General features: G+C 64.8%; 23 protein-coding genes. 10 read left to right on the plus strand and 13 right to left on the minus strand.

Translation table 11 applies throughout. From position 1 onward, the window contains the following. The first annotated feature begins 58 nt into the window (after positions 1-58). The 3 genes from I6F38_RS13535 to I6F38_RS13545 all read left to right on the plus strand — a co-directional run bounded on the left by I6F38_RS13535 (position 59) and on the right by I6F38_RS13545 (position 3,130). The gene (locus I6F38_RS13535; RefSeq protein ID WP_225160675.1) at positions 59-853 is read left to right on the plus strand and encodes a TetR/AcrR family transcriptional regulator; all 795 of its coding nucleotides are present in this window, start codon (positions 59-61) and stop codon (positions 851-853) included. Further along, complete coding sequence (locus tag I6F38_RS13540; RefSeq protein WP_225160676.1) at positions 783-2,339, plus strand: long-chain fatty acid--CoA ligase; 1,557 nt, start codon at positions 783-785, stop codon at positions 2,337-2,339. Before I6F38_RS13535 ends, I6F38_RS13540 begins: the two co-directional genes overlap by 71 nt. A 194-nt stretch (positions 2,340-2,533) precedes the next feature. Further along, positions 2,534-3,130: a DUF2889 domain-containing protein gene (locus tag I6F38_RS13545; protein ID WP_225160677.1), complete on the plus strand. Its 597-nt coding sequence runs from the start codon at positions 2,534-2,536 to the stop codon at positions 3,128-3,130. A 110-nt stretch (positions 3,131-3,240) separates the two neighbouring features. On the opposite strand, the gene I6F38_RS13550 is transcribed toward I6F38_RS13545, so the two are convergent. Then, a complete protein-coding gene (locus tag I6F38_RS13550) occupies positions 3,241-4,854 on the minus strand; it encodes a winged helix-turn-helix domain-containing protein (protein WP_225160678.1) in 1,614 nt (537 codons plus the stop codon). 79 nt (positions 4,855-4,933) lie between these two features. Further along, complete coding sequence (locus I6F38_RS13555; protein WP_225160679.1) at positions 4,934-5,194, minus strand: hypothetical protein; 261 nt, start codon at positions 5,192-5,194, stop codon at positions 4,934-4,936. 28 nt (positions 5,195-5,222) lie between these two features. On the opposite strand from I6F38_RS13555, the gene I6F38_RS13560 reads away from it, so the two are divergent. The 3 genes from I6F38_RS13560 to I6F38_RS13565 all read left to right on the plus strand — a co-directional run bounded on the left by I6F38_RS13560 (position 5,223) and on the right by I6F38_RS13565 (position 7,407). Next, on the plus strand, positions 5,223-5,831 hold the full coding sequence (locus tag I6F38_RS13560; RefSeq protein ID WP_225160680.1) for an acetylserotonin O-methyltransferase: 609 nt from the start codon (positions 5,223-5,225) through the stop codon (positions 5,829-5,831). 11 nt (positions 5,832-5,842) lie between these two features. Continuing rightward, positions 5,843-5,974: a hypothetical protein gene (locus I6F38_RS43975; RefSeq protein ID WP_276573487.1), complete on the plus strand. Its 132-nt coding sequence runs from the start codon at positions 5,843-5,845 to the stop codon at positions 5,972-5,974. A 92-nt stretch (positions 5,975-6,066) separates the two neighbouring features. Next, positions 6,067-7,407: an MFS transporter gene (locus I6F38_RS13565; RefSeq protein ID WP_225160681.1), complete on the plus strand. Its 1,341-nt coding sequence runs from the start codon at positions 6,067-6,069 to the stop codon at positions 7,405-7,407. Between the two features lie 15 nt (positions 7,408-7,422). On the opposite strand, the gene I6F38_RS13570 is transcribed toward I6F38_RS13565, so the two are convergent. After that, entirely contained in the window at positions 7,423-7,893 is a 471-nt protein-coding gene (locus I6F38_RS13570) for a carboxymuconolactone decarboxylase family protein (RefSeq protein ID WP_092085596.1), read from the minus strand. Further along, the gene (locus tag I6F38_RS13575) at positions 7,890-8,297 is read right to left on the minus strand and encodes a cupin domain-containing protein (protein WP_225160682.1); all 408 of its coding nucleotides are present in this window, start codon (positions 8,295-8,297) and stop codon (positions 7,890-7,892) included. The genes I6F38_RS13570 and I6F38_RS13575 overlap by 4 nt, the downstream gene beginning before the upstream one ends. An 88-nt stretch (positions 8,298-8,385) precedes the next feature. On the opposite strand from I6F38_RS13575, the gene I6F38_RS13580 reads away from it, so the two are divergent. Then, entirely contained in the window at positions 8,386-9,852 is a 1,467-nt protein-coding gene (locus I6F38_RS13580) for a PLP-dependent aminotransferase family protein (RefSeq protein ID WP_225160683.1), read from the plus strand. Here I6F38_RS13580 and I6F38_RS13585 read toward each other — a convergent pair. Further along, positions 9,830-10,657: an SDR family NAD(P)-dependent oxidoreductase gene (locus I6F38_RS13585; protein WP_225160684.1), complete on the minus strand. Its 828-nt coding sequence runs from the start codon at positions 10,655-10,657 to the stop codon at positions 9,830-9,832. The genes I6F38_RS13580 and I6F38_RS13585 overlap by 23 nt on opposite strands. Positions 10,658-10,962: 305 nt before the next feature. Here I6F38_RS13585 and I6F38_RS13590 point away from each other — a divergent pair, with 305 nt between their 5' ends. Beyond that, complete coding sequence (locus tag I6F38_RS13590) at positions 10,963-11,256, plus strand: hypothetical protein (RefSeq protein WP_057017307.1); 294 nt, start codon at positions 10,963-10,965, stop codon at positions 11,254-11,256. Positions 11,257-11,433: 177 nt separating this feature from the next. Then, a complete protein-coding gene (locus I6F38_RS13595; RefSeq protein WP_225160685.1) occupies positions 11,434-12,066 on the plus strand; it encodes a TerC family protein in 633 nt (210 codons plus the stop codon). 63 nt (positions 12,067-12,129) lie between these two features. Here the strand turns inward: I6F38_RS13595 and I6F38_RS13600 are convergent, their stop codons facing one another. The 4 genes from I6F38_RS13600 to I6F38_RS13615 form a co-directional block, all read right to left on the minus strand. Further along, positions 12,130-12,849, minus strand: coding sequence for an RraA family protein (locus I6F38_RS13600; RefSeq protein WP_028344569.1), 720 nt, complete (start codon positions 12,847-12,849; stop codon positions 12,130-12,132). 268 nt (positions 12,850-13,117) lie between these two features. After that, positions 13,118-13,996, minus strand: coding sequence for a CDP-diacylglycerol--serine O-phosphatidyltransferase (gene pssA / locus I6F38_RS13605; protein WP_092085638.1), 879 nt, complete (start codon positions 13,994-13,996; stop codon positions 13,118-13,120). 77 nt (positions 13,997-14,073) lie between these two features. Beyond that, positions 14,074-14,772 carry a phosphatidylserine decarboxylase gene (locus I6F38_RS13610; RefSeq protein WP_016846296.1) on the minus strand — a complete coding sequence of 233 codons (699 nt, stop codon included), beginning with the start codon at positions 14,770-14,772 and terminating at the stop codon, positions 14,074-14,076. Between the two features lie 53 nt (positions 14,773-14,825). Next, entirely contained in the window at positions 14,826-16,814 is a 1,989-nt protein-coding gene (locus I6F38_RS13615; RefSeq protein ID WP_225160686.1) for an ABC transporter ATP-binding protein/permease, read from the minus strand. A 213-nt stretch (positions 16,815-17,027) separates the two neighbouring features. Between I6F38_RS13615 and I6F38_RS13620 the strand changes: the two genes are divergently transcribed. Continuing rightward, positions 17,028-17,633 carry a TIGR00730 family Rossman fold protein gene (locus I6F38_RS13620; protein WP_092085612.1) on the plus strand — a complete coding sequence of 202 codons (606 nt, stop codon included), beginning with the start codon at positions 17,028-17,030 and terminating at the stop codon, positions 17,631-17,633. 160 nt (positions 17,634-17,793) lie between these two features. On the opposite strand, the gene I6F38_RS13625 is transcribed toward I6F38_RS13620, so the two are convergent. From I6F38_RS13625 to cysS, 4 genes are all read right to left on the minus strand, one after another. Next, entirely contained in the window at positions 17,794-18,171 is a 378-nt protein-coding gene (locus I6F38_RS13625) for a VOC family protein (protein WP_225160687.1), read from the minus strand. Between the two features lie 101 nt (positions 18,172-18,272). Next, positions 18,273-19,871: a citramalate synthase gene (gene cimA, locus I6F38_RS13630; RefSeq protein ID WP_225160688.1), complete on the minus strand. Its 1,599-nt coding sequence runs from the start codon at positions 19,869-19,871 to the stop codon at positions 18,273-18,275. Beyond that, positions 19,868-20,374, minus strand: a complete 507-nt coding sequence (locus I6F38_RS13635; RefSeq protein ID WP_225160689.1) for a GNAT family N-acetyltransferase — start codon at positions 20,372-20,374, stop codon at positions 19,868-19,870. Before I6F38_RS13635 ends, cimA begins: the two co-directional genes overlap by 4 nt. Further along, positions 20,371-21,786, minus strand: a complete 1,416-nt coding sequence (cysS, locus tag I6F38_RS13640; protein WP_225160690.1) for a cysteine--tRNA ligase — start codon at positions 21,784-21,786, stop codon at positions 20,371-20,373. Before cysS ends, I6F38_RS13635 begins: the two co-directional genes overlap by 4 nt. Positions 21,787-21,913: the final 127 nt, after the last annotated feature.

Genomic DNA, 21,913 nt, shown 5'->3' on the forward strand with positions numbered 1-21,913 from the left:
TTACCCATGGGTAATATACGGGCGATCTTCCGGAGTCAATGCGACAACAGCCGACGCGATGGACGCCCACTCCCCCTCTTCCAGCAACGAGTCGCCCTGGCTGCCGTTCGAGAGCCGGCGCCGCGCCCGCGACGAGAAGCGCGAGGCAGTGCTGCGCACGGCCGTAGCCCTGTTCCTCGAACAGGGCTATCACCGTGCCACGCTGAACGACGTCGCCAAGCGGCTCAACATCACCAAGCCGGCGCTCTACAACTACTTCCGCGGCAAGGACGAGATCCTGTTCGAGTGCTGGTCGATCGGCAATGAGCTGGTCGACGAATGCATTGCCGAGACTTCGGCAGGCGGCGGCTCAGGGCTCGACAAGCTGCGCAAGCTCACCGTCCGCTATGCCGAGCTGATGACCGCGGACTACGGCAAGAGCCTGGTCCGGTTCGACATCCGCGACCTCAGCGAGGACAACCGCAAGATCGTGCAGACGGCGAAGCGGCGGATCGACCGCGCCTTCCGCGACTATATCGCACAGGGCGTCGCGGACGGTTCGGTGAAACCGTGCGACCCGAAGCTCGCGGCTTTCGCGATCGCCGGCTCGCTGAACTGGATCGGCCACTGGTTCCAGCCGGGCGGCGAGCTGAGCGGACGCGCCGTCGCCGAGGAATTCGCGATCCGCCTCACCGAAGGCATCGCCAAAACAACAACGCAAATGACATCAACGCGCAAGACAACGGCGCACGAGAAGGCGGACAAACCGCCTCGCAAGGGAAACGCATCAAGGGAGGAGACGAGTGAACATCACACACGGACTGCGGCGCGCGCTGCAGGTCAATCCAAACGGGCTCGCAGTCGTCTGCGGTGAGCGGCGGCGCAACTGGCGCGAGGTCGGCGAACGCGTCGCCCGCCTCGCCGCCGCGATCCGCGGCCTCGGCGCCCAGGACGGCGACCGCGTCGCGATCCTGTCGTTGAACTCCGACCGCTATCTCGAACTCTACCTCGCCGTCGGCTGGGCCGGCGCCGTGATCGTGCCGCTCAACATCCGCTGGTCTCCGCTGGAGAACGAGGACGCACTGCGCGACTGCCGCGCAACGATCCTGTTCGTTGACAAGGCGTTTGCGCCGGTCGGCACGGCGCTGGCAGGCGCCATCCCCAGCCTGCAGCTGGTTTATGCCGACGAGGGTGACACGCCCACCGGCATGGAGAATTACGAGACGCTGATCGCGTGCAGCGAACCGGTGGCGGATGCCATGCGCAGCCGCGACGATCTCGCCGGCATCTTCTACACCGGCGGCACCACCGGCCGCTCCAAGGGCGTGATGCTGAGCCACGGCAATCTGATGGCCAACGCGCTCAACGCGCTCGGCGAAGGCCTGTGGCCGAGCAGCACGATCTACCTGCACGCGGCGCCGATGTTCCACCTCGCCAATGGCGCGGCGATGTATTCGGTGCTGCTGTCCGGAGGATCCAACGTCGTAATCCAGGGCTTTACGCCTGACGGCGTCGCAGCGGCGGTGCAGAAGGAGCGCATCACCGACGTGCTGCTGGTGCCGACCATGATCCAGATGTTCGTCGACCACCCGACACTCGGCAACTACGACCTGTCGTCCTTGAAGCGGATCTCCTACGGCGCCTCCGTGATCAGCGACGCCGTGCTGATGCGCGCGATGAAGGCGCTGCCGCATGTCGAGTTCACGCAAGCCTACGGCATGACCGAGCTGTCGCCGATCGCGACCTTGCTGCACTGGAAGGAGCATATCGGCGACGGCCGCGCCAAGGGACGGCACCGCGGCGCCGGCCGGGCGACGCTTGGCGCCGAGGTCAAGATCGTCGATGCGGAGGACAAGGTCGTGCCGACGGGCACCGTCGGCGAGATCGCGGTGCGCGGCGACATGGTGATGATGGGCTATTGGGAGCGGCCGGAGGAGACCGCGCGCGCCGTGATCGACGGCTGGATGCACACCGGCGACGGCGGCTACATGGACGAGGACGGCTTCGTCTACGTCGTCGATCGCGTCAAGGACATGATCATCTCCGGCGGCGAGAACGTCTATTCGGCCGAGGTCGAGAACGCGCTGGCCCAGCACGCGGCGGTGGCGCAATGCGCCGTGATCGGGATCCCGAGCGAACGCTGGGGCGAGCAGGTTCACGCCGTCGTGGTGATGAAGAGCGGCGCCAGCGCCACGCCGGAAGAGCTGATGGAGCACTGCAAGGCGCTGATCGCCGGCTACAAATGCCCGCGCAGCGTCGACATCACCGCGACGCCGCTGCCGCTCTCCGGCGCCGGCAAGATCTTAAAGCGCGAGCTCAGAAAGCCGTATTGGGAGAACCGCGAACGGCGGGTGAGCTGAGGGACAGCTCTCAACGTCACCACCGTCATTCCGGGGCGATGCGAAGCATCGAACCCGGAATCTCGAGATTCCGGGTCTGGCGCTGACGCGCCATCCCGGAATGACGACCTCTCATGACGCCATTCGACCGCGAGCGTTGACATCGGAGCGCACGGCCGATTGGATCGGTTCGAGATTCAATCCAGCGAGTTCCGATGTCCGCACCCGATACCAATACCGACGGCAAGCCCCGCCGCCTGATGCACCGCCGCTCCGTCGAATGTCTCGGCTATCTCCGTGACGACGGGCTGTGGGAAGTCGAGGCGCGGCTGGTCGACACCAAGCCCTATGCGCGGCAGGACAAGCATCGCGGCCTGCAACAGCCCGATGATCCCGTGCACGACATCCGCCTGCGGCTCGCGGTCGACGACAGCTTTACGATCCGCGAGACCGGCACCACGATGGCCTCGACGCCCTACCCGTCGTGCCTCGACGTCGAGGGTATCTTGCAGCGCCTGGTCGGCGAACGCATCGGCAAGGGCTGGCGCGAACTGGTCCGTCGCAAGATCGGCAGGCTCGAAACCTGCACCCATCTCGCCGAGCTGCTGGGACCGGCGGTGACGACGCTGTTCCAGACCGCAACCTCGGGCAAGGACCCGCAGGGCCGCGGTGCGCTCGATCACCAGCGCGATGTCACCGAGCCGCCGTTCTTCGTCGGCGGCTGCTATTCATGGCGGCTGGATGGGCCTGTCGTCGCTGAGACATTCCCGCAGTTCGCGCAGAAGCCTGTCGAGGCGAAGCCGGGTTCGTGAGTGGTGCTCCGCCGCTGACCAAGACGCGAGTATGGCGCGCCGCTGCTGGAACTCAAATGTAGCTCCTCGTCGCAGCTTTATCCCATTCACGCAGATGATCGAACGCGGCACTAGCTCTCCGGCACGCCGGCCATGCGCATTCCCTCATAAAAGCGCTTACGCTTGGCGAGCCATACCGGATTGTCGGACAGGAAGACGACATTGACGTCGTATCGACGAATGCTGAAGTTGGGATCGAGTGCCAGTCCGGCTTTGGCACTGGATTGTGCTTCCTCGAGGTCTCCCATCATGGCCAACGCGCCAGCCAAGTGAAAGTGAGCGAGCGCAAAATTGGGATTAGCCTCAATGCTCCGGCGAAGCCAGTCCAGCGCCTCGAGGTCTGCATTGGTGCAGGACATCAACTTGGCCATCCCGACAACCATGATCCAGAGAAAGGCACGCGTATCGCGAGGGGACAGTCGTAACGCCTCTTGAATATGCCCCTCGACTTCCTCACCACGCCCCAGCGCGTGCTTCCCGAGGCCAATGAACCCATGCGCATCGGCCAAATTCCGATCGAGCGCCAGCGCCTGGCGACATTCAGCGATACCCTTTGCAGCGCGGTGTGTCCGAATTTGAACCGCGCCGAGCAACATGTGGGCTCGGGGGTGATTGGGCGCACGCAACAACACGCCATTCAGCGCCTTCTCCGCGGCCCTGAAATATGCCGGTCCGTCATCGGCCATGGAGGAAGAACCGATCGCAAAATCGACCTGAGCCGCGGCAACCGCTGCTTCAATATTGTCGGGATCAAGCGCGAGGGCGCGCATGAAGAAATCCCTTGCTCGCGCCATAACCGCAGGCGCTATTCCTTTATTCAGGACAGCCCTGCCCTGAAAATAGAGATCCATCGCGTCCGGCTGGGGCAACTGTTCTGCCCGTCGTGCTTCGGCCTTGATAAGCTCGGCGTTCAACGTATTGGCGAGCCGGGATACGATCTCATCCTGCATGTCCAACAAGTCGGCAGCGGGCTTGTCGAAGCGCTCGGCCCACACATGGGCTCCGGTTTCCGTGTCAGTCAACTGAACGTTCAGGCGAAAGCGGTTGCCGCCGCGTTGCACCGACCCTTCCAGCGCGTAACGGACATTCAATTCGCGACCGATCTCCCTCACGTCCACCGCCTTTCCCTTGAAGGTGAACGCAGTGCCGCGGCCGATGACGAACGCGCCGGCGATGCGCGACAGGTCGGTGGTCAGACTGTGAGTCACGCCATCGACGAAATATTCCTGCTCCAAATCGCCGCCAATATTTGTGAATGGTAGAACAACAATGGACAGGTGTGGGATCGAAGATGAACCCGCTGGCCTTCCGGCGTTGTCCGGCATCGACGAGGTCGTGACACTGGCAGAAGCTGGGCGGTCGGCCTGCTCGCCATCCACGACCAGCATATAGCCGCGGCGAGGCAAGGTTCTCAGGGCCAATCGGCCCGCCTCTCCCAGGGCCTGCCTGATGTCGCCGATGGCCTGGACAAGCGAGTCTTCCGTGACCTCGCAGTCCGACCAGACCTCATCCAATATCTCGTCCTTATGCACCAAGCGCCCGACGCGTTGCGCGAGGAGCCGCAGCACCGCCCAGGCTTGAGGACGCAACGGCACGATGTCGCCGCGCCCGTCGAGCAGCAATTCGCGAGCCAGATCCAAGGTCCGGTCGCCGATCACAATCGAAGGCTGCGATGACTTAAGCAAGAACGCCTCGTTGGGCCATTTCGGAAAATATCGGCAGAATATCGGCGAGGTTTCGGGACCTGGCGGCAATTGTACAGCATCATCTTGCGGCGCGGGATAGCAAAACCGTCCCGAGCAGCGATCCACCAAAAGCGGTCAGCGCCAGGCAGGCCTCCATGATCAGTTCTGTCGTCCATACTGCGCTAAGTATTTCAGGTTTCAACCCCTCCCCGGTTGCGGGGACGGACCGGCGATGCGGCCCCGGCGTCACCGACACCGAGATCAGGATCGGCCAATCAATGCCGCGCAGCGCGCCGCTTTCGAGCCTGAGCAGGTTTGCCCGGGAGTGCTGGACCGGCACCAACGAGCAACATGAGGGGGAATGATCGATGGCCTCTGTCCAAGCATCCGCAAGATTGCTGCACCTTATTCAGTCGCAGCGCGTGACCGCGGTCATCTACGTCGCCGCGAAGCTGGGGATCGCCGAGCTCCTGCGCGATGGATCGCGGCCCCTTGGCGAACTCGTCGAGGCGACCGGTGCGAACAAGCAGGCGCTCCGCCGCCTGCTGACCGCGCTTTCGACCATAGGCATTTGCACGGTCGCTGAAGAGCGATACGCATTGACCGAACTGGGGGCTTGCCTTGACGGGGCCGCAACCCAGTCCCTCAAGAACTGGACGATCTTTGAAGGCCAGTTTCTGACCGAATCGTGGACCGGGTTGCTGGACTCGATCATGACCGGCAAGACCGCCGCGCAACTGCTCGACCATGAAAACAGCTTTGATCTGATGGCGCGCGATCCGGAGATGGTCAGCATATTTAATGCGGCTATGACGGAGGGGACCCGTCTGGCGATTCCGGATATCCTGGGGGCTTACGACTTCGGTGCGTTCGCTCATCTCATGGATGTCGGCGGCGGCTCCGGCGAACTCGTTTGCGCCATAGCCGGGCAACATCCGCACATCCGAGGGGCCATGCGCACAGGGAACAGACGCTGACCGATCTGCTCATGCTTCGCGGGCCTGGCGGTCTCGAAAGAACGGAAAAGCAGTACGCCTGGCTGTTTCGCGAATCCGGCTTTACTCACACCGCGACCTATCCGGCCGGGCGTCTCAGCGTCATCGAGGCAAAGGTCACCTGAGCTTTCGAGGTCAGACCATTACTCGCGCGCAATGGAGCAGCGACTGGTTTGAAGGACATCATAGGCAAGAGCATATTTTGGAAGGAACAAGAATGCATCTGCCTGCTGCAAACAAGTCATCGTCGCCGATATTGGAGAACCCGGCGTACAAGGCCGTGTTCGCGAAGGTCGACTGGCGCCTTATACCTTTGCTACTGACCGCCAGCATGGTCGCCTTTCTCGACCGCATCAACATCGGCTTCGCACAGCTTCAGATGAAGCAGACACTGCCGTTTGATGATGCAGTCTACGGGCTCGGCGCGGGCATCTTCTTCGTCGGATATTTCCTGTTTGAAGTGCCCAGCAATCTTCTTCTGGAAAGGATCGGCGCGCGCAAGACTCTGTTGCGGATCATGGCGCTCTGGGGATTGGCGGCGACCGCCATGATGTTCGTATCGACGCCGCTCCAGTTCTATGCGGCGAGGTTCTTCCTTGGTGTCTTTGAGGCCGGCTTCGCCCCGGGCGTGCTGCTGTACTTGACATACTGGTACCCGTCGGTGAGGCGCGGGCTGGTCATCGCGATCCTCGCGTCGGCGCCCCCCATTGTGATGTTCATCGCTGGTCCGCTGTGTGGTTCGATCCTGAAGTATTTCGACGGCGTCAGCGGTCTTTACGGCTGGCAATGGCTGTTTCTGATCCAGGGGCTGCCCGCGCCAATCCTCGGCGTTCTCGTGTATTACCTGCTCAAGGACAAGCCGTTCCAGGCCGCGTGGCTCTCGAAGAGGGAGAAGGCGCTGCTGGACGATGCTTTACAGCATGACGAAGAGAACATCGTGAAGGCGACCTCGGGGACGTTCCGGCAGCTGCTGCGAGACCCGAAGGTCTACCTGTTGTCGCTGGCCTGTTTTTGTCTGCTGGGCGCCAACTACACGATGGTGTTCTGGATGCCGACCCTGATCCATAGCTGGGGAGTAAAGGATCCGCTGCTGGTCGGCGTCTATCACGCAGTAGCCAACACTGCGGGTATCGTCTGCATGATCCTGATCGGTCGTCATTCGGACAAGCGGCGTGAGCGCCGCTGGCACTATGCGACCTGCGTCACGATTGCCGCCGGCGGCTTGTTCTTTCTCATGTTGCTCCACGGCACTTTTGTTGGTTCGATCCTGGCTCTCTCCTTCGCCGTCATCGGGTTTGTGTCAGCGCCGCCGCTCTTCTATGCATTGACCAGTGAGTATCTCTCAGCAGGCGCGGCGGCCGGCGGCCTTGCCCTCGTCACCAGCCTCGGAAATCTCGGTCCGGCGGTAAGCCCGTCGATCACCGGGTTCATCGTGCGGAACACCGGCGACAACATCTATGGCATGTACTTCGTCATGGCGCTGTACTTGCTCTCCGGCGCACTCCTGCTGCTGAGCATGCGGCCCACAACGAATGAGTTGCTCCTGTCGAGGAGTTGACCCATCCTGCCAAGATCAAGCCGCCGCAGCGGAATGCTCGACCACAGCCTGCGGCGGGTTGCGGAAGCCGATTGCGATCCGGTTGTAGGTGTTCATCAGGCCGATCGCGATGGTCAGGTCGACCAGCTGCTTCTCGTTGAACACCTCGCGGGCCACCTGGTAATCGGCATCCGGGATCGCGGTCTCGGCCACGCGGGTGACGGTTTCGGCCCAGGCCAGCGCGGCGCGCTCCTCGGCGTCGAACAGCGCCTCGGCCTCGCGCCAGACCTGCAGCACCGCAAGCTTCTCGACCTTGACGCCCATCTTCAGCAGGCTGCGGGTATGCGAGTCCAGGCAATAGGCGCAGCCGTTGATTTGCGATATCCGCAGATAGACCAGTTCGACGAGCTGCGCGGAAAGGCCGCTTTGCGTGATGTAGCCATAGACGCCACCGAGCGCCTTGATGCCCGCGGGGGCGACCTTGTTGTAATCGATCCGCATGCTCATTGCTTGTGTCCTTCCTTGTCGAACACAGTCAGCGCCTTGTCGTTGCTGTCGACGACGAACACCGCAAGCAGCTTCGCCGGTTCGGTCGCGCTGGCGTTGCGCCCGAGCACGTGATGCGCGCCGGGCGGCTCGAAGAAGCTGTCGCCGGCCCGATAGACATGCGCGACCTCGCCTTCCAGCTGGCTCTCGATCGCGCCCTGGAGCACGTAGACATAGAGAAACGCCGATTTGGCGTGATAATGCGGCGCCGACGGCTCGCCGGGCGGGAAGTTGACCTCGACCGCGATCAGCGACTTGCCGGGAATGTTCGTGATCATATGCTCGAACTTCGGCGTCACCGATTGCGCCATCGCCGGGGTCGCAAGCGCCGCGAAGGCCAGCAGCGTCGTCATCAAGGTCTTCATCTCGTGCCTCCATTGCTACCGGATAGATGCGGGCACGCATGGCCAAAAAGAAGCACCAAGAATGAACCGAATTGGTGTACCACGAGCCATGCCCAACCCGCTTCCCATCGCGCTCGACCGGTCGGCCAGGACGCCGCTCTCCGAGCAGATCCGCAAGGCGATCGCGGCCGCGATCGACAACGGCGTGCTGGTGCCGGGCGCCCGACTGCCATCGTGGCTCGACCTTGCCGCGCAGCTCGGCGTTGCGCGCGGCACGGTGCGGGCGGCCTACGACAAGCTGTCGGACGCCCAGCACATCGTGTCGTCGAAGGCGGGCGGCACCACCGTCGCGAGGCGGCCCAGGAAGGCCGCCAAGCCCGATGCGCCGGTCGCTCCCGGCTCGGTCGTGGAGATGTTTCGCGATCTGAGCGGTCAGGGACACTTCCGGATGGGCGTCCCCGCGCAGGATAGCCTCCCCGCCAAGCTGCTGGCGCGAATCCGCGCGCGCGCCGTCCGGGCGGAATTGAGCGCGGTGACGCGCACGATCGATCCGCGCGGCGAGCTCGAATTGAGGCGCGAGATCGCGGCGCATCTCGCGATCGCGCGCGGGCTCGAATGCTCGCCCGCGCAAATCGTCATCACCTCGGGATTCAGCGGCGGCCTCGGCCTCGCGCTGCGCGTGCTCGGCCTCGAAGGCCGCCGCGTGTGGATGGAAGACCCGGGATTTCCATTGACGCGAAAGGGCCTCGAGCTCGCGCGGCTGGAGGTCGTCCCGATCCCTGTCGATGCCAACGGCATCGATGTCGAGCACGGTCTCAAGCACGCCCCCGACGGGGCACTCGCGGTCGTGACGCCGGGCCAGCAGGCGCCGCTCGGCCCGCCGCTGTCGCCGCAACGTCGCGCGCAGCTGCTCGACTGGGCGGCCCAAACCGGAGCCTTCATCATCGAGGACGACTATCTCGGCGAGTTGCAGCTCGATGGCCGTGCCGCGCCGGCGCTTGCCTCGCTCGATCGCGCCGGCCGGGTGATCCATCTCGGCTCCTTCAGCAAGACGATCTCGCCGACGCTTCGCCTCGGCTTCCTGGTTGCGCCGGAGCCGTTGGCGGCGCAGTTCGCCGATGTCGCGACGTGCCTGGTCCCTGCTCCCGGCCCGGCGGTGCAGCTGTCGACCGCCGAGTTCATGCGCGACGGTCACTACATCCGCCATCTCAGGCGAACCAAACGGGCCTATTGCGACAACCGCGAGGCGCTGACGACGGCGCTACGGAGCTGGAGCAACGATGTGCGGGTTGCCGGCCTCGCCGTCATGCTGACGCTGCCGGACAAGACCGCCGATGTCGAGATCGTCCGGGCACTGCTCGCGCACGGGCTGGCGCCCGCCCCGCTCTCGCCCTGGTATTTCTCACCGAAGCGCGCGCAGCCGGGTCTCTTGCTCGGCATTGCAACGGTGCCGGATCGCGGCGTTCCGGCCGCATGCAAGCGCCTGTTCGAGGCGATCCGCGCTCAAGGTCGCGTCCAAGACCGTATGCAGGGCGCGCCAACGGCACGGCGTATCAGGAAGCCCGCAGCCCGGTGAGCGTAAGGCTCAACGCCTTGAGCCGCTTGCGCGCCTCGGCGTCATAGGCCTGGGCATGGGCGCGCGCCTCGCGCTTGCCGTCGAAGAACAGCCCGCTCCGGCCTGCCACATCGTCATCTTGGACGAGACGCAGGATGGCATCACCGCCCTGCTCGACGGTCGAGATCGGCGTCGCGCCGCTGGCGCGCACCATCGTGGTGTTCATGTAGGTCGCAGGGTGCAGCGAGTTGACGGTCACGCCGGAGCCTTCGAGCTCCGCGGCCAGGTCGATGGTGAACATGATCTGCGACAGCTTGCTCTGCGCATAGGCGCGCGCACCGCTGTAGTTCTTCGTGATCATCACGTCACCGAAATCGATCGGGTGCTGGCCGAGCGACGCGACATTGACGATGCGCGCCGGCGTGCTCGCCTTGAGCCGCGGCAGCAACAGATGCGCGAGCAGGAAGCCGGCGAGATAGTTGACCGCGAAGCGCAGCTCGTGGCCGTCCTTGCTGGTCTGCCGCGCCGGCCCCTCGTTTTGCGAACCGATGCCCGCGTTGCTGACGAACACATCAAGGCGTTCCTGGTCGTCGAGCACCAGCTGGGCGAACTCGCGGACCTCGGCGAGCGAGGACAGATCGGCCTGGTAGAACATCGGCTCGCGGCCGCTGAGGCGCTTGATCTCGTCGGCGAGCGTCTGCGCCCGCTTGGTATCGCGGCCGTGGATCAGGACCCGGGCGCCAGCCGACGCCAGCTTCATCGCGACGTAGCGGCCGACGCCGTCGGTGGAACCGGTGATCAGCACCGTCTTGCCTGCCATATCCATCGAAATTGCCTTTCGATCGTTCACCCAGCGCTGTCAGCAAAGATAAAGGCGCCGCGCGGACTTTGCCATGGCATGCCACCGCGCCGGCGGCGCCAAAATGGCGTCCAAGATCACCCCCAGGGTCTCGGGCCTTCTCCGGAACCGCATACGTACATCTTGTCGCGCGGCGCCGCGTCGCGCGTCAGGGAGATTGCGTTCTGATATCCTCGACGTGAACGACAAGTCAGGATCGGTAAAGGACCGGAATGTCCTCGATCATTCCAGACACGATGCTGCGAAAGACTCCCTCTCTGGAGCCGTTCGGCATGCTGCTGTTGTTCGGCGCGCTGACCGCGCTGCCGATCGTCCTGACGCTCCGTCTGGTTGAGCCCGCACTCGTGCTGCCCGTGCTCAGCCTGTTGTTGTTCGTCCAGGCAGCCATTGCTGCGATTGCGGCGCGCGTGATCCACGCGCGCTCAACCGTGGCGAACCTCACGCTGTGGGATTTTGCCGGCGCGTTCACCTTCATGGGGTGCGCAGCGGCGATCCTCGGCGAACCGGATCAGGCGGCGCTGTTCTTCGAGGAAGAAGCAGCAATGCGTCCGGTGTCACGACCGTAATCCCAGGCCGGGCCCCTCTGGCAGCCACAAGCTGCGATGTCGGACTGGAACTCAGTTGGAGTGGCCCTGCTTCGACCCGTGACGCGATAAGTGTCGCGGTGGATTTGCCGTCCGCATGACGGCAAGAGCCGGTTTCGTCGAAAGGGTCCGCTCCCCGACCTCAAGGGGAATGCGACCATGTCCGAACTATTTTCGCCCGAATTGTTTTCACTCGACGCCCTCAGCGCATTGCTGCAAGTCGTCGTCATCGACCTCGTGCTGGCCGGCGACAATGCCGTCGTGATCGGCCTTGCCGCGGCCGGCCTGCCGGAGAAGCAGCGCGGCAAGGCGATCCTGATCGGCATCGGTGCCGCGACACTGCTGCGCATCATGTTCGCCCTGGTCACCACGCAGCTGATGCAGATCGTCGGCCTGCTGCTGGCCGGCGGCATCCTGCTGTTGTGGGTGTGCTGGAAGATGTGGCGCGAGCTGCGCGCCGACGCGCACGAGATCGCGGCCGAACACGCCGATGGCGCAAAGGGCCAGCGCAAGACGCTGTGGCAGGCCACCACGCAGATCATCGTTGCCGACGTCTCGATGTCGCTCGACAACGTGCTGGCGGTCGCGGGTGCGGCGCGCGAGCAGCCGATCGTGCTGGTGTTCGGCCTCGCGCTCTCGATCGCGATGATGGGCGCGGCGGCCTCCTTCATCGCGCGGCTGCTGCAGAACCACCGCTGGATCGCCTATGTCGGCCTCGCCGTGATCTTCTATGTCGCCATCGACATGACGGTGCGCGGAGCGAACGAGATCGCGAAGGTGGCTCCGGCCTGACACTGAAAGCAAAACGGCGGGCCCTTCGGCCCGCCGTTCTGCAAATCGACAGCGCGTGCTGCCTCAGTGGATTTCCGCCGAACGCTTCAGCGCATCCTTGAGCTTCTCGAGCGAAAAATCCTTGCTGCGCGCGATGTCCAGGATCGGGGTCTCGCGGCGGCCGCAGAGTTCGGCGGCCTCGGGCAGCTTCGCCGCGACCTCATAGGGGATCACGATGGCGCCGTGGCTGTCGGCGTGGATCAGATCGTCGGAGCGCACCGTCATGCCGGCGACGCGGACCTCGCCGCCGAAGCTCTCCGCATGCACCCAGGCGTGCGACGGGCCGATCGAGCCGGCCAGCGCCTGGAAGCCCGGCGCCCATTGCGGAATGTCGCGGATCGAGCCGTCGGTGATGACGCCGAGGCAGCCGAGCGCCTTGTGCACGTTGCTCTGCACCTCGCCCCAGAACGCGCCGTAGCCGACGTCCGGACCGTCGATGTCCTGGATCACAGAGATGCGCGGGCCGAAGCCGGTGCCGACATATTCGTAATACTCGATGCGGCGCTTCGACTGCTCCTCGGCCGAGAGGCCGGATTTCAGCACCGAGCGGATCGTCGTGGTGCGGGCGTAGCCGACCATCGGCGGCAGCGTCGGGAACGGGCAGACCAGCGGCTTCACGGTGTAGCCGATCAGACGGCGCTCCGGCGCGACGATCTCCATCGCGTTGCAAATCGTCGGCGTGTCGTAGCGCGCCAACGCTTCAAGGACGGAAGCAGGAAGCGGGGCGGAAGCGGATGTCGTCACGGCGTTTCTCTCCTGATTTTTGGCGTTCGCTGGGCCGTCTCAGCCTATAGCCGAGATCGCAGGCGAACCCAACCGAGGCACGCTCATGGCTGATATTTGGCAAGTGCGAACAAACTTTATTACCGTCACCCCCGCGCAACGGCGTAGCCGTTGTCGCTGGAGGTGGCCGCTTCTTCAGCGGCCCTCGAAGGGTCGACGGCCCCGCTGGTGGCCGTCCATCCTTCGAGACGCGCTACGCGCCCTCAGGATGACGGGATAGGCAGAAGCCTCAGTGCAGATGCGTCGGACGATCGTCGCGATCGCTCTCCGTGACCGGCGTTGCATAGGGAGCAGCAGCGGCCGCCACCGGCGCGCCCGCAGCTTGCGTCTGCGCAGCAAGCTGGCGCTCCTGGTCGCGATAGGACTTCCAGCCCCAGGGCAAGCTGATCAGATAGAGCACCGAGCCGGCCGACAGGATGTGCCAGGGATAGCCGATCAGCAGCGCGACGAAGAACACCACCGACACGAACACCGGCAGCACCATTTCCGGCGGCACGCGCATTTTCACGGTCTTGCCGGAGAACACCGGCAACCGCGACACCATCAGGAAGGCGATCAACAGCGTGTAGAACGCCGTCAGCGTCGCCGGCGGCATCGGCACGCCGAGGAAGGCGAGATAGATCGGCAGCAGCACGGTGATCGCACCGGCCGGCGCCGGCACGCCAGTGAAATAGTTGGCGGCAAACGCCGGCTTGTTCGGATCGTCGATCGAGGCATTGAAGCGCGCAAGCCGCAGGCCGCCGGAGATCGCGAACACCATCGCGGCGATCCAGCCGCCATTGTTCAATTCATGCAGCTGCCAGAAATACAGGATCAGGCCCGGCGCGACGCCGAAATTGACGAAGTCGGCGAGGCTGTCGAGCTCGGCGCCGAATTTCGACTGGCCCTTGATCATGCGCGCGACGCGGCCGTCGATGCCGTCAAGGATCGCGGCGAACACGATCGCGGCGACCGCAAGCTCCATCCGCCCTTCCGTCGACAGCCGGATCGCGGTCAGCCCGGCGCAGATCGCCAGCAGCGTGATCATGTTCGGCACCAGCATCCGCACCGGGATCGGGCGGAACCGGCGACGGCGATACTCGGTGGAATTCGGATCGAATGGCGTCATGGCCTGATGAATATAGCAAGCGCCGCCCGGCTCCGCCATTGTGGCGGGAACCGGCTGACGGGGCTGGCGAAACAGAGTTAATCGGCGCGGTAAGTCCGGCCCGGATCGGCGTTGCGGAAATCCGCCAGAATCGTCTCGCCGGCAACCGCGGTCTGCCCCTCCGAGACCAGCGCCTTGGTGCCCTCGGGCAGATAGACGTCGAGCCGCGAGCCGAAGCGGATCAGGCCGAAGCGCTCGCCGGCGCCGATCGACTGGCCTTCCTTGACGAAGCAGACGATGCGCCGCGCCACGAGGCCCGCGATCTGGACCACGCCGATGCGCCCGTTGGAGGTCGAGATGACGAGCGAATTGCGCTCATTGTCCTCGCTCGCCTTGTCGAGCTCGGCATTGATGAAGGCGCCGGGCCGGTAGGCGATGCGGTCGATGCGGCCGACCACCGGGCTGCGGTTCACATGGCAGTTGAACACGCTCATGAACACCGAGACGCGCGGCAGCGGCTTGTCGCCGAGCCCGAGCTCGGCCGGCGGCAGCGCCTGCACCACCATCGAGACGCGGCCGTCGGCCGGCGATACCACGATGCCGTCGCGCAGCGGCGTCACCCGGACCGGATCGCGGAAGAACAGCGCGCACCAGACGGTCAGCAGCGTCCCGATCCAGCCCAGCGGGGTCCAAATCCAGAACAGGATCAGGCTCGCCAGAGCGAAGCCGCCAATGAAGGGATAGCCCTCGGGGTGGATCGGCGGGATCTGCGCCCGGATGGAATTGGCGATCGACATCAGAGCTCGCTTGCGTTTCCCCGCCCCATTTGGCGGGAGAGGCCCTAAATCGACTATTCCGCGGCGGTCGGCAAGGGTTTCTCACCCGCATCAAGGGTGGAATCCTCCGACGATTCGGTGACCACCGGCGGCAGCCGATTCGGCGCGGTGCCGTCATCATCGACCTGGGCCAGCCGTTCGCGGGCCTCCTCGGCCTCGCGTTGCCGGTTCCACATGCTGGCATAGAGGCCGTCGGCAGCCAAAAGCCGCGCGTGGGTGCCGCGCTCGGCGATCCGGCCCTGGTCCAGCACAATGATCTCGTCGGCGCCGACGATGGTCGACAGCCGGTGCGCGATCACCAGCGAGGTGCGGTTGCGCGAGACCCGCTCCAGCGCGCCCTGGATCTCGTGCTCGGTGTGACTGTCGAGCGCGGAGGTCGCCTCATCCAGCACCAGGATCGGCGGCGCCTTCAGCACCGTGCGCGCGATCGCAACGCGCTGCTTCTCGCCGCCGGAGAGTTTCAGACCGCGCTCGCCGACCTGCGTCTCATAGCCCTGCGGCGACATCCGGATGAAGCCGTCGATCTGCGCGAGGCGCGCCGCCTCCTCTACCTCGTCGTCGCCGGCGTCCCAGCGGCCATAGCGGATGTTGTAGCGGATGGTGTCGTTGAACAGCACGGTGTCCTGCGGCACCATGCCGATCGCCGAGCGCAGCGAGGCCTGCGTCACGGTCTTGATGTCCTGGCCGTCGATCAGGATGCGGCCGCTCGAGACGTCGTAGAGGCGGAACAGCAGCCGCGAGATCGTCGACTTGCCGGCGCCGGAGGGACCGACGATCGCAACCGTCTTGCCGGCCGGCACCTCGAAGCTCAGGCCCTTGAGGATCGGCCGGTCCGCCTCGTAGGAGAAGCGGACATCCTCGAACCGCACGCTGCCGGACGACACCGCGAGCGGCTTGGCTCCCGGAATGTCCCTCACCTCGGGATCGCGCGCCAGCACGTCGAACATCTTCTCGATGTCGATGATCGCCTGCTTGATCTCGCGATAGACCATGCCCATGAAATTCAGCGGCTGGTACAGCTGGATCATCATCGAATTGATCAGCACGAAATCGCCGACGGTGTGGGTGCCGTTGCGGATGCCGAACGCGCACATCAGCATGGTCGCGGTCAGCCCCGCGGTGAAGATGATCGCCTGCCCGGTGTTGAGCACCGCGAGCGAGGTATAAGTCTTCACGCTGGCCTGCTCGTAGCGCTCCATCGAGCGATCGTAGCGCCGCGCCTCGCGCTCCTCGGCGCCGAAATATTTCACCGTCTCGTAGTTGAGCAGCGAGTCGATCGCCTTGGTGTTCGCCTCGGTGTCGGAATCGTTCATCCTGCGGCGGATCTCGATCCGCCACTCGGTCGCGATATAGGTGAAGTACATGAACACGACGACCGTGAGCAGCACCGCGAGCACGTAGCGCCAATCGAACTGCCAGAGCAGCACCGCCGCCAGCAGCGCGACCTCGACGATGGTCGGGATCAGCTGCAGGATCACCATCCGCACGATGGTCTCGATGCCGGAGCGGCCGCGCTCGAGGACGCGCGTCAGGCCGCCGGTCTTGCGCTCGAGATGGAAGCGCAGCGACAGCTCGTGCATGTGCACGAAAGTGATGTAGGCGAGCCGCCGTACCGCATGCATCGCGACGCGGGCGAAGATGCCGTCGCGCCACTGCGTCAGCACCGCCATGATGATGCGCACCGCGCCGTAGCTGATCGTCATCAGCACCGGCGAGGCGATCAGCCAGACCACCCAGTTCGAGGCCGCAACCGGCGCCGAGCCGGTGCCGTTCAGCGCATCGATCGCCCATTTGAAGGTGAACGGCACCGACAGCGTGGCAAGCTTGGCGAACAGCAGCAGCACCACCGACCAGATCACGCGCGTCTTCAAATCGGCGCGATCGCCGGGCCAGATATAGGGCCAGAGATGAACGAGGGTGCCGAGCAGCGTCCCCTTCTCGGCGGCAGGCGACGTGGCCGTGGGCTGTGCGGCGCCGGTCACACTCTGTTGCGGCGGCACCATCAGGCGCCCGCCCGCGCGGTCACGGCGCGGCGGTCCGCCGCCACATCTTTTCCACGGTTTGCCATTGTGCCCGTCATATAGATCGTTTGAACGCGGCGTACAGGCTTATGACGAAAATTGTTCGCGATTCGCGGGAATTTACGGGATTTTTTGGCTCTCCATCCCCATATGGGAGTCTTGACCCTGTTTACGCTGCAGTGCCACAAGGAACGTATGAACCAAATCAAGACTGTCTGTGTTTATTGCGGCTCCGGCCCCGGTAACAATCCCCGTTTCGTTGAAGCTGCCGTCGCACTCGGCAAGAGCTTTGCCGAAAGCAACGTTCGCCTGGTCTATGGCGGCGGCTCGATCGGCCTGATGGGCGCGGTTGCGAAATCCACGCTCGACCACGGCGGCTCCGTCACCGGCATCATTCCCGAATTCCTGCGCGCGCGCGAGAACGCGCTGACCTCGGTTCAGGAGATGATCGTCACGCCCGACATGCATGAGCGCAAGCGCCTGATGTTCGAGCGCTCGGATGCGTTCGTCGCGCTGCCCGGCGGCATCGGCACGCTGGAGGAGTTGGTCGAGCAATTGACCTGGCAGCAGCTCGGCCGTCACCACAAGCCGATCCTGCTCGCCAACATCGACAATTTCTGGGAGCCCCTGCTCTCGCTTTTGAACCACATGCGCATGACCGAGTTCATCCGCCCGACGCTGCCAATCAACGTGCTGATGGCCGACCGCGTCGATGAGATCCTGCCGCGGCTGCGTTCGGCGGTGGCACGCATGCCCGAGGCCGCGAAGGAACTCGCGCCCGAAGTGGCGCGGCGGCTGTAACTGTTCGCCGCACTTTCGGCTCCATGACCGTCATGCTGAGGAGGCCGCGGAGCGGCCGTCTCGAAGCACGACGGCCCCGCTGGTGGCCGTGCATCCTTCGAGACGCGCTACGCGCTCCTCAGGATGACGGGTCGAGACAAGTGCTAGCCTGAAATCCTTACTACTCGCTCGGAAACGTCACGGCCTCGATGCGGTTGCCGTCGGGATCGAGGACGAAGGCCGCATAGTAGCGAACGCGGTCGTGCGGGCGCAGGCCCGGAGGACCATCGGAGAGGCCGCCGGACGCCAGCGCGGCGGCGTGGAAGGCATCGACCTCGGCGGTGGTCTTCGCGCGCAGGCAGATATGGGTGCCGCTCTCATGCGGCACCTGCGCCATCATGGCGCGCAGATTGATCCAGAATTCGGGATAGGCCTTGCCGAAGCCGATCGTCGCCGGCCGCGTGACGAGGCGGCTCAGGCCAAGCGCGGCCAGCGTCGGCTCGTAGAACCGCGCGGCCCGTTCCAGATCGCGGACACCGACGGAGACGTGGTCGATCATGGGCCCTCCTCCCGGACTTGTAGCCCGGATGAGCGAAGCGACATCCGGGGAAACCGATCGAGACGCCCCCGGATATCGCTTCGCTCATCCGGGCTACAGTCTCACGCCTGCGCGCCTGACCTCACCAGCTTGTAGAACACCGAATCCATCAGCGCCTGGAACGAGGCGTCGATGATGTTGGGCGAGACGCCGACCGTGGTCCAGCTCTCGCCGGTCTCGTCCTCGCTCTCGATCAAGACGCGCGTGACCGCCTCGGTGCCGCCATTGAGGATACGCACGCGGTAGTCGATCAGCTTCAGGCCGTCGATATATTTCTGGTACTTGCCGAGGTCCTTGCGGAGCGCGACGTCGAGCGCGTTGACCGGGCCGTTGCCTTCGGCGGCCGAGATCAGCCGCTCGCCGTCGACATCGACCTTCACCACCGCGAGCGCCACGGTGACCCGCTGGCCGTTAGCGTTGTAGCGCTGCTCGACATTGACGTCGAACTGCTCGACCTTGAAATATTCCGGCACCTTGCCGAGGGTGCGCCGTGCCAGCAGATCGAACGACGCGTTCGCGGACTCATAGGCGAAGCCCGCGGCCTCGCGCTCCTTCAATTCCTCGACCAGCCGCGTCAGCCGCGGATCGCTCTTGTCATAGGCGATGCCGGCACGGTCGAGCTCGGCCATCACGTTGGAGCGGCCGGCCTGATCGGACACCAGCACCTTGCGGTGATTGCCGACGGAATCCGGCAGCACGTGCTCATAGGTCTGCGGATCCTTCATGACAGCCGAGGCATGGATGCCGGTCTTGGTGACGAATGCGCTTTCGCCGACATAGGCCGCATGGCGGTTGGGCGCGCGGTTCAGCATGTCGTCGAGCGTGCGCGATACCTTCACCAGCGTCGCCAGCTTCTCCGTGGTGACGCCGATCTCGAACTTGTCGGCAAACTCCTGCTTCAGCTTCAAGGTCGGGATTAGTGAGCAGAGGTTGGCGTTGCCGCAGCGCTCGCCGAGGCCGTTGAGCGTGCCCTGGATCTGCCGCGCGCCGGCCCGCACCGCGGCGAGCGAATTCGCCACCGCCTGCTCGGTGTCGTTATGGGCGTGGATGCCGAGATGTGCGCCGGGCACCTGCTTGATGACTTCGCCGACGATGGTCTCGATCTCATGCGGCATGGTGCCGCCATTGGTGTCGCACAGCACCACCCAGCGGGCGCCGGCCTGATAGGCCGCCTTGGCGCAGGCGAGCGCGTAGTCGCGGTTCTCCTTGTAGCCGTCGAAGAAATGCTCGCAGTCGACCATCACCTCGCGGCCGAGCGCCTTCGCGGCCGCGACGCTATCGCGGATCGAGGCGAGGTTCTCCTCATTCGTGGTCTCGAGCGCGACGCGGACCTGGTAGGCGGAGGATTTCGCGACGAAGCAGATCGCGTCCGCCTTGGCCTCGAGGATGCCGGCAAGCCCGGGATCGTTCGACGCCGAGCGGCCCGGCCGCCGCGTCATGCCGAAGGCGGTGAAGCGTGCGTGGTCGAACGCAGGCTTCTTGCTGAAGAACTCGGTGTCGGTCGGATTGGCGCCGGGATAGCCGCCCTCGACATAGTCGATGCCGAGCGCGTCGAGCATGCCTGATATCACCTGCTTGTCCTGCAGGGTGAAGTCGACGCCATTGGTCTGCGCGCCGTCGCGCAGCGTGGTGTCGAACAGATAGAGGCGCTCGCGGCTCACGCGTGGCCTCCCGGGGTCGCGACACCATCGAGCTGCTTCTGCATCGTGGTGTTGGCGAGCCACTCGTCGTTGATAGTGACAGAGTTGCGCTGCTGAGCGACGTAGCCGCGCTTGCGGAAGAATTCCAGCGCGGTGTCGCTGGCATCGACCTTCAGGGTCTTGGTGCCGCGGGCACTCGCGATCTTCTCAAGCGCATCGCACAGCGCGCTGCCGACACCCTGCCCGACCGCGCTCGGATGCACATAGAGCATGTCGATGAGATCGGCGCCCTTCAGCGAGGCGAAACCGACCGGGGCGCCCTGCACCGTCGCGATCAGCGTGAGCTGGCCGGCGAGCTTCTTGCCGAAGGCCGCCTCGTCGTCGGCGGCCATCGCCCAGGCTTCCTGCTGCGCCTCGCTGTAGTCGTCGCCGGTCAGGTCCATGATCGAGGCCGCGAAGATCGCCGCCAGCAGCGGCGCGTCGTCGGGCAGATACGGGCGCAAGGCGGGCGCGGAGCGGCTCATCGCGCGACCTCCCAGGTGGTGATCGGCTTTCCTTCGGCATCCTTTCCGTCCTTGATCGCCACGCCCATCGCGGCGAGCTGATCGCGGATCCGATCCGACTCCTTGAAGTCCTTGCGGGCCCGCGCCGCGGTGCGCTCGGTGATCAGTGCTTCCACCGCGGCGGCATCGACACCGCTCACCTGCTGCTTGCGGGCCTCCCACGCGGCCGCGCTCTCCGACAGGAAGCCGAGCAGCCGGAGCGAGCCGGCAAACTCCCTGCGGCTCTGTTCGCTGCTCGACGCAGCACCGCGCAGGCCGTGCAGCACGGCCATCGCCTGCGCCGTATTGAGGTCGTCGTAGAGCGCCTCGACCATCGCCGGCGACGGCGCGCCGGGATCGGCGTCGGCCGCGACCGCGTACCAGTCGTCGAGTGTCTTCGCGGCCTCCTCGGTGGCCTTGGCGGTCCAGTCGAGCGGCGAACGATAATGCGTCTTCAGCATGGCAAGCCGCAGCACCTCGCCGGGCCAATCGGCCAACAGATCGCGGATCGTGAAGAAGTTGCCGAGCGACTTCGACATCTTCTCGCTTTCGATCTGCAGGAAGCCGTTGTGCATCCAGACATTGGCCATGCGGTCGGAGTGGAACGCGCAGCAGGTCTGCGCGAGCTCGTTCTCATGGTGCGGGAACACCAGGTCGATGCCGCCGCCATGGATGTCGAACCTCTCGCCGAGATGCTTCCAGGCCATTGCCGAGCACTCGATGTGCCAGCCGGGCCGGCCCTCGACCCCGATGCCGGCGGGCGACGGCCATGACGGCTCGCCCGGCTTCGACGGCTTCCACAGCACGAAGTCGGTGTTGTCGCGCTTGTAGGGTGCGACATCGACCCGGGCGCCGGCGATCATCTCGTCGAGCGAACGCTTCGACAGCGCGCCGTAACGCGGCAGCATCGAATTGGCCGCGTTCATCGCCTGCGGCGAGAACAGCACGTGATCCTCGGCGACATAGGCAAAGCCACCGGCGACCAGCTTCTCGATGATTGCGCGCATCTCCGGGATATGCTCGGTGGCGCGCGGCTGCACGGTCGGCGGCAAGCAGCCGAGCGCGGTGACGTCGTCCTGATACTGCTGATAGGTCAGCTCGGTGACCTTGCGGATCGCCTCGTTCAGCGGCACGCCGGGATAATCCCGCGCGGCGCGGACGTTGATCTTGTCGTCGACGTCGGTGACGTTGCGGACATAGGTCACGTGATCGGCGCCATAGCGATGGCGCAGCACGCGAAACAGCACGTCGAAAACGATGGCGGCGCGGCCGTTGCCGATGTGGGCGAAGTCGTAGACCGTCGGTCCGCAGGCATACATGCGGACGTTGTCGGCATCGAGCGGCACAAACGGCCGCTTCTCCCGTGTCAACGTATCGTAGAGGCGCAAATCCATGGAAACCGTTCCCTTGCGGCCGGGCGGTCCAATGCTCTCATGTGTTGAGAAAAGACGGCCTCAGCCAGCGAATCGCTAGCTCATAATCTCGCGGCAAATGCTGCAGATGGCGAGGTGGCCGTTCATG

This window comes from Bradyrhizobium sp. BRP56, assembly GCF_020194035.1.
GTDB classification, from domain to species: Bacteria; Pseudomonadota; Alphaproteobacteria; order Rhizobiales; family Xanthobacteraceae; genus Bradyrhizobium; species Bradyrhizobium australafricanum.

Bases quoted from the DNA above. Each gene is read 5' to 3' on its own strand.
- I6F38_RS13590 (WP_057017307.1), top strand. From the start codon at position 10,963: ATGCTGCTGTTGTTCGGCGCGCTGACCGCGCTGCCGATCGTCCTGACG.
- I6F38_RS13545 (WP_225160677.1), top strand. From the start codon at position 2,534: ATGTCCGCACCCGATACCAATACCGACGGCAAGCCCCGCCGCCTGATG.
- I6F38_RS13535 (WP_225160675.1), top strand. From the start codon at position 59: ATGGACGCCCACTCCCCCTCTTCCAGCAACGAGTCGCCCTGGCTGCCG.
- I6F38_RS13595 (WP_225160685.1), top strand. From the start codon at position 11,434: ATGTCCGAACTATTTTCGCCCGAATTGTTTTCACTCGACGCCCTCAGC.
- I6F38_RS13585 (WP_225160684.1), bottom strand. From the start codon at position 10,657: ATGGATATGGCAGGCAAGACGGTGCTGATCACCGGTTCCACCGACGGC.
- I6F38_RS13575 (WP_225160682.1), bottom strand. From the start codon at position 8,297: ATGAAGACCTTGATGACGACGCTGCTGGCCTTCGCGGCGCTTGCGACC.
- I6F38_RS13560 (WP_225160680.1), top strand. From the start codon at position 5,223: ATGGCCTCTGTCCAAGCATCCGCAAGATTGCTGCACCTTATTCAGTCG.
- cysS (WP_225160690.1), bottom strand. From the start codon at position 21,786: ATGGATTTGCGCCTCTACGATACGTTGACACGGGAGAAGCGGCCGTTT.
- I6F38_RS13620 (WP_092085612.1), top strand. From the start codon at position 17,028: ATGAACCAAATCAAGACTGTCTGTGTTTATTGCGGCTCCGGCCCCGGT.
- I6F38_RS13615 (WP_225160686.1), bottom strand. From the start codon at position 16,814: ATGGTGCCGCCGCAACAGAGTGTGACCGGCGCCGCACAGCCCACGGCC.
- I6F38_RS13625 (WP_225160687.1), bottom strand. From the start codon at position 18,171: ATGATCGACCACGTCTCCGTCGGTGTCCGCGATCTGGAACGGGCCGCG.
- I6F38_RS13580 (WP_225160683.1), top strand. From the start codon at position 8,386: ATGCCCAACCCGCTTCCCATCGCGCTCGACCGGTCGGCCAGGACGCCG.
- I6F38_RS13610 (WP_016846296.1), bottom strand. From the start codon at position 14,772: ATGTCGATCGCCAATTCCATCCGGGCGCAGATCCCGCCGATCCACCCC.
- I6F38_RS13565 (WP_225160681.1), top strand. From the start codon at position 6,067: ATGCATCTGCCTGCTGCAAACAAGTCATCGTCGCCGATATTGGAGAAC.
- I6F38_RS43975 (WP_276573487.1), top strand. From the start codon at position 5,843: ATGCTTCGCGGGCCTGGCGGTCTCGAAAGAACGGAAAAGCAGTACGCC.
- I6F38_RS13635 (WP_225160689.1), bottom strand. From the start codon at position 20,374: ATGAGCCGCTCCGCGCCCGCCTTGCGCCCGTATCTGCCCGACGACGCG.
- pssA (WP_092085638.1), bottom strand. From the start codon at position 13,996: ATGACGCCATTCGATCCGAATTCCACCGAGTATCGCCGTCGCCGGTTC.
- I6F38_RS13570 (WP_092085596.1), bottom strand. From the start codon at position 7,893: ATGAGCATGCGGATCGATTACAACAAGGTCGCCCCCGCGGGCATCAAG.